This is a genomic window from Mycobacterium sp., from assembly GCF_049683935.1.
Lineage (GTDB): Bacteria > Actinomycetota > Actinomycetes > Mycobacteriales > Mycobacteriaceae > Mycobacterium.
The window spans coordinates 1-6,430 of the sequence record NZ_JBAUJR010000491.1; the positions used below are offsets into that span (position 1 = coordinate 1).

The 6,430-nt window shown below is 68.0% G+C and carries 4 protein-coding genes and 1 pseudogene; 4 read left to right on the forward strand and 1 reads right to left on the reverse strand.

Annotated elements, in window-relative coordinates; translation table 11 throughout:
• The 3 genes and pseudogenes from WA965_RS28200 to WA965_RS28210 all read left to right on the forward strand — a co-directional run.
• Window positions 1-221: pseudogene (locus WA965_RS28200) on the forward strand (lycopene cyclase family protein); the annotation flags it as partial.
• Window positions 222-299: 78 nt separating this feature from the next.
• Entirely contained in the window at window positions 300-2,222 is a 1,923-nt protein-coding gene (locus tag WA965_RS28205) for a S9 family peptidase (RefSeq protein WP_526295066.1), read from the forward strand.
• A 75-nt stretch (window positions 2,223-2,297) separates the two neighbouring features.
• Window positions 2,298-3,992 (forward strand): VanW family protein, encoded by a 1,695-nt coding sequence (locus tag WA965_RS28210; protein WP_526295068.1) that lies wholly within the window; start codon window positions 2,298-2,300, stop codon window positions 3,990-3,992.
• A 14-nt stretch (window positions 3,993-4,006) separates the two neighbouring features.
• On the opposite strand, the gene WA965_RS28215 is transcribed toward WA965_RS28210, so the two are convergent.
• Window positions 4,007-5,299 carry a DUF2786 domain-containing protein gene (locus tag WA965_RS28215; RefSeq protein WP_526295070.1) on the reverse strand — a complete coding sequence of 431 codons (1,293 nt, stop codon included), beginning with the start codon at window positions 5,297-5,299 and terminating at the stop codon, window positions 4,007-4,009.
• A 223-nt stretch (window positions 5,300-5,522) separates the two neighbouring features.
• Between WA965_RS28215 and WA965_RS28220 the strand changes: the two genes are divergently transcribed.
• On the forward strand, window positions 5,523-6,430 hold a 908-nt coding region (locus WA965_RS28220), incomplete at its 3' end, for an ATP-binding protein (protein WP_526448262.1).

The window sequence follows — 6,430 nt, forward strand, 5'->3', positions numbered from 1 at the left end:
CACTGCTGCGGATGCCCCCGGATGAGGTCCCGGGCTTCTTCGAGCGGTTCTTCGCATTGCCCGAGCCCCACCGGTGGAGCTACCTGACCGCCCGCGACGATGTCCGCGGCACCGCCGCCGCAATGACGTGCCTTTTCCGGCAGTCGAACGGTCGGCTGCGTGGCCAGCTCGTCTCGTCGGCCTTCCTGCCTGCGGTGAAGTCCAATGAGGTACGGGCGTGACATCGAGCGCGCTTGAGTAGGACGCGACGTCACGGGTTGGACTGAGGGATGACCGAACCCTCACCGTAAGGATCCACGATGACCGCCCCGCCGACGTTGATCGCTGTCGACGATCTCTTCGACCTCCCCACACGGAGCCGAGCCCTCCTGTCCCCTGACGGCTCGAAGGTCGCCTACCTCGCCCCGTGGCGCGGTCGGCTGAACGTGTTCATCCGCGCGGCCGACTCGGACTGGTCTGCCGCCGATGATGTGAAAGGCGTTGATGCCCAGCGCATCACCTCCGACACCCGGCGCAACATCGACGCCTTCTTCTGGTCCACCGCGGGCCGCTACCTGCTGTTCCAACAGGACACCGACGGCGACGAGAACTGGCATCTCCATCGCGCCGACCCGCACCACCCGGACGAGCCCACGGTCGATCTGACTCCCTTCGACGGCGTGCGGTTGCTGGGAGTGCAACTCCCACCGGACCGACCCGGAACGGCTTTCGTGCAGCTCAACAAGCGCCGCCCGGACCAGGCCGACCTGTACGAACTCGACCTCGCGACCGGCCGGCTGACCTTGATCGCGCAGAACCCCGGCGACGTGTTGTCCTGGCTGCGCACCCCGGACCGGTTGCTGGTGTTCACCATGGAGGACGGCGGTGACCATGTGCTTTCGCAATGGGACAGGGGTGATCGGCTCCTGATCACGCGGTTCGCCGGCGCCGACGCCATGTTCGGCGTGAATCCGGCAGTGCTCACCCCCGACGGCAACGGACTGTGGATCGGCTCGTCACGCGGTTCGGACCGCACCCGTCTGGTCCGGGTCGACCTGACGACCGGCGAGCAGATCGGGGTGGACAGCCACCCGGTGTTCGACCTGGACACACCGCGCCCCGAGGCCGACCCCCGCTTTCCGTCCTCGTTGATCCTGCACCCGGGCACCGGGGAACTGCTCGGCGCCCGATACCTCGGTGCGCGTCAGGAGATCCATGCGCTCGACCCCCACTTCGCCACGGTGCTGCCGCGGCTCGAGGAGTTGTCCGACGGCGATCTGGCACACGTGTCCTGCGATGCCACGGCGCAGCGATGGGTGGTGGACTTCATCCACGACCGCGATCCCGGTGTCACATGGTCCTACGACCACACCACCGGCCACGCGCGGCGGCTGTTCAGACCGTTCCCCCACCTCGACCCGGAACAGCTGGCCCCGGTCACCCCGATCAGCCTCACCGCGCGCGACGGGCTGACCCTGCCCTGCCACATCACCCTGCCGGTCGGACTCGAACCACAGAAGCTTCCGACCGTGCTGCTGGTGCACGGCGGTCCGTGGTACCGCGACAGCTGGTGCTTCGACCCGGAGGTCCAACTCCTGGCCAATCGCGGATACGCAGTACTGCAGGTCAACTTCCGGGGCTCGACCGGCTACGGCAAGGCCCACACCCAGGCCGCTATCGGCCAGTTCGCCGGACGAATGCACGACGATCTCGTCGACGCCCTCGACTGGGCCGTCGGGCGCGGCTACACCGACCCGGACCGGGTCGCGATCTACGGCTGCTCCTACGGCGGTTACGCCGCACTCGTCGGGGCCGCGTTCACCCCCGACCGGTTCGCCGCGGCGATCAGTTACACCGGGATGTCCGACCTCGTCGACCTGGTCGAATCGGTTGTTCCCTTCGCCCGGCGCTCTGTCGAGAACAGCTACCTGCGCTACATCGGGGATCCGGAGGACCCGCGCCAGATGGCCGACATGCGAGCTCGGTCACCTGTGAGCCGTGTGGACGACATCACCGCACCGGTGCTGCTGATCCACGGAGCCAATGATGTTCGGGTCGCCCGCCGCCACTCCGACCGCATCGTCGAGGCGCTCCGCTCCCGGGACGCTGAGGTCGAGTACCTGCTGAACAAGACCGAGGGGCACTGGTTCACCAACCCGGACAGCAACATCGAGCTGTACGGCGCCCTCGAGCGCTTCCTGGCCCGGCATCTGGGTGGGCGATCGGCGTCTGACTGCGCATGAGCGCGTCCGGGCATTATGGGCATAATGGGCTGGACGGGTGTGTTGAACGCGTCTATGCCAGGGGAGCACCTGACGGTGACCAGTAGTACGAGCACCGGCTCCACGGGGTCGCGGCGCCGTCGAATACTCCTGACGGTCGGCGTCCCGCTCACAGTGCTGGCATCGCTCTATGTGGCCGACCTGATGGTGACCTCGTCGAAGCTGCCCAGAGGTGTCACCGCCGCCGGTGTGGCGCTGGGTGGCCTGACTCCCGATGAGGCCGATCAGCGCGTCCGGGAGCAGATCGGGCCGCGGGCAGGACAGCCGGTCGACGTGTCGATCGGTACGGTTCGCGCCGAGGTGGACCCCGGGGCTGTCGGGTTGACCGTGGATTCGCGTGCCACCGTCGACCAGGCCGGCACGCAGCCGTTGAACCCGATCACCCGACTCACGTCGTTCTTCGTGGAAACCCCGATCGGCGTGGTCTCCACCGTGGACGAACAGGCCCTCACCGCCGCGCTCGAAGATCTCGGAGCCGACGTCGCCGAGGAACCGGTCGAGGGCTCGGTGGCTTTTGTCGACGGCGAACCGGTGTCGTCGCCCCCTCGAACCGGGCAACGGCTCGACATCACCGCGGCCGCGGATCTGGTCGCCCGCGAATGGGCCGCCGAAGAGACCCTCGACCTGCCGGTGGTCGAACTGCAGCCGCGCACCACTCGTACCGACGTCGCCATCGCGCTCAGCAGTATTGCCACACCTGCCGTGTCCGGTCCGGTCACCGTCAGAGGCGACAACAACACCGACGCGGTGATCACCGAGGAGCTGATCGCATCGGCCCTGACGTTCCGGCCCGGCAACGGCCGGCTCTCTCCGGAGATCGACGAGGAACAAATCGTCAACGCCCTACGCCCCCAGCTCGATTCGTCGGAGACCCCGCGGCGCGACGCCGACATCGACTTCACCGCCACCCCACCGATCATGATGCCTGCCCAGGACGGCCGCAGAGTCGACTACGACGCCACCCTGACCGATCTGCTCTCGGTGCTCAGCAGCACCGACAACCGGGAGATCACCGCGGAGTACGTGGACGACAAGGCCACGTTCACCCTCGTCGACGTCGCCGAACTCGGCCCCGTCGAAATCATCGGCGAGTTCCAGACGAGCGGGTTCTCGAGCGACTCGGGCCGGAACATCCGACGCGCTGCCGAACAGATCGACGGGATCGTGGTCGGGCCCGGAGAAACGTTCAGCCTCAACGCAGCAACCAATCCGCGCAACGCCGCGGCCGGCTACGTCGAGGCCGGAATCATCGAGAACGGCCGGCCCGCTCGCGGTGTCGGTGGCGGCGTCTCGCAGATGGCGACCACTCTGTTCAACGCCGCGTACTTCGCCGGCATGGAGGACATCGAGCACCACGAGCACAGCTACTACATCAGCCGCTACCCGCCCGCCCGGGAAGCCACGGTGTTCGGCGACATCCTCGACGTCAAATTCCGCAACGACGGCCCGACCTCGGTACAAATTCAGACCGAATGGACGTCGAGTTCGATCACCGCCCGGCTGATCGGCATCAAACGCTACGAGGTCACATCGTCGACGAGCTCGCGCAGCCGCCCGACCAGCCCGCGGACCGTCACGATCCCCGCCGGTGAAGCCTGCAGCGCCAGCGGCGGCGGGCCCGGGTTCACCGTCACCGACACCCGCACCCTGCGCGAGATCGCCAGCGGACGCACCAGGACCGAGACCCACACCGTCACCTATGACCCGATTCCCCGGGTGATCTGCGGCTGATCCCGGTCTTCGATCTAGCCGGCGATCGAGTCTCTGACATCGAGTGTCGCCATGTCCGCGGCGGAGCGACCGGCGTCCAAGCCGACGGTGTCGTAGGCCGCCAGCGGGCTGGCGACGGTGCGCGGGAAAAGCCGGGCGAATGCCTCGTCGGACACGCGGCTACGTGCAGCCAACACGGGTAACAATCGGTCGTCGTGCCGTAGTTCATCTGTGACCGCCGAGTTGGTCGCGGCCAACCGCTCCCCGATTCGGTTGGCGTAGGCGACCAGGAAGGACAGCCGGAACGACTTGGTGCGCGACTGTCCTCGCACGTCGTGCCGGCGACCCGCGACCAACATCGCCCGGTTGGCCTGAACCAGCAGCGACGTCGAGAGCAGGTCCACCAGGTCCAGATCGGTGTCCGAGCCGACGTTGACCACACAACCAAGGTCCTTGAGCCAGACCATCCGACACCGATTGGCTTGGGCGACGGCCTGCACCAGCGCGACTTTGGCTGCCACGTAGGGGTTGTCGATCCAGACGCGGCGTGCCGCGGCGACGGGGGCCCGGCCGCGATCGTGATCCTCGACCGCCTCCCGTAGCGAATACCGGACCATGAGTGCCTGCGCCTTCGCCGACAGCGCCTCGGCCTCGTCGGGGTAGTCGGTGGCCTCCGCCTTGGCCAGCAACGCACGCACCCGGGCCAGCATCTTCTCGTCGACCTCGCCGACAACGGCAGGCACCTCGCGGTGCGCACCGGGCAGTGGAAGCAACGGTTGGATCCCCGGGATGCTGCCCAGCAGGTGCAAGACTCGGAGGACCACAGTCACCGCGCCGACCTCGTCGACGGAATGCGAAGCGGCCCAACGCCTCATCTGCGGGGTCGCAACAGACGGCTCAACCGCCGCAGAGATGTCGGCGAGCTCAGTGCGCCACCGTGGGTGCAACGAGGCCGCCGAGTACCGCTGGGACTCCAGCACGATTGCCTCATCGAGGTAGCGCACGCCGGCCGCGTCCAGTCTGCGGCGCGCTATCTCGTGCAAATCGGTCGGCGACCATCCGTGCTCCCACGCCGCGCGGATGGCCTCGTGCACGACGAGATCCGCGGCGATGTCAAGCTCGCGTTCCATACCCCGGTGCTGCCGCACGAGCTCCGCCGCACTCCACGGCGCGGGGTAACTCGCCGCCTCACTCATGGCGATGATGAGTCTTTCGAGGGCGAGCGCCGGGTCCGGCCCCGTGTCCGAGCGGTTGTGCTCACGCCCGGCTGCAGACGAGTGCCGGCGCTTCTGCTTGGCCGCCCGCTTCTCGCGGTTGCGTTTACCCATGTCCGGGAGTATCGAGCAGGGGTCCGACACCGATGGAACACACCCGGCCGAGTTGTCTGTGTGGGTCGTCGGTGTGAGATTCATGCCAAACTTCGCGGCGGGTTCGGCCGTGGCGGTGGGACCCGGTGTCGGGGTCCCAGGGCAGAATATGTGCACCGCCCAGAGTGAGACTCCGACGGGATCCGACCGCTGCGGGATCGGGCCCAGAGGGAGAGGACAAGCAGTGAGTTACAACGCCGCAGACATCACCGAACTCGACGATGTCCAGCACACGCGCCTGCGGCCCGCGGTGAACCTGGGCCTCGACGTGCTCAACACCGCACTTCGCGAACTGGTGGACAACGCCATCGAAGAGGTCGCCGATCCCGCTCACGGCGGTTCCACGGTGACGATCACCCTGCACGCCGACGGGTCGGTCAGCGTCGCCGACGACGGCCGCGGTCTACCCGTCGACTCCGACCCAGTGAACGGCAAGAACGGCATCGTCAAGACTCTGGGTACGGCGCGTGCCGGCGGCAAGTTCTCGGTGCACGCCGACGCCGCCAGCACCGGCGCCGGCCTCAACGGGATCGGTGCCGCCGCAGCGGTGTTCATCTCCGCGCGCACCGACGTCACGGTTCGCCGGGCGGGCAAGACCTACCTGCAGAGTTTCGGCGGCGGCTACCCCGGTGTGTTCGAGGGCAAGGACTTCGACCCGAACGCCCCGTTCACCCGCGCCGACACCCAGAAACTGCGCGGCACCGGGAACCGCAAGCCCGACGCGCACGGCACGACGGTACGCATCCTGTTCGACGTGGCCGTGGTGCCGGATTCGGCCGTCGACATCAACGAGGTGCTGCTCCGGGCGCACGCCGCGTCGCGGATGTCGCCGGGTGTGCACCTGATCGTGGTGGACGACGGCTGGCCCGGCGAGGAGCTGCGGCCGGAGTTGCTCGAGCCGTTCAGCGGCCCATGGGGCACCGACACGCTGCTCGACCTGATGTGCACCGCCGCCGGAACACCGACACCAAGTGTCCGGGCCGCGGTGGAGGGCCGCGGCGAGTACACCACCGGCCGCGGCCCGACCCCGTTTCGCTGGTCGTTGACCGCCGGGCCTGCCGAACCGGCCACCGTCGCCGCCTTCTGCAACAC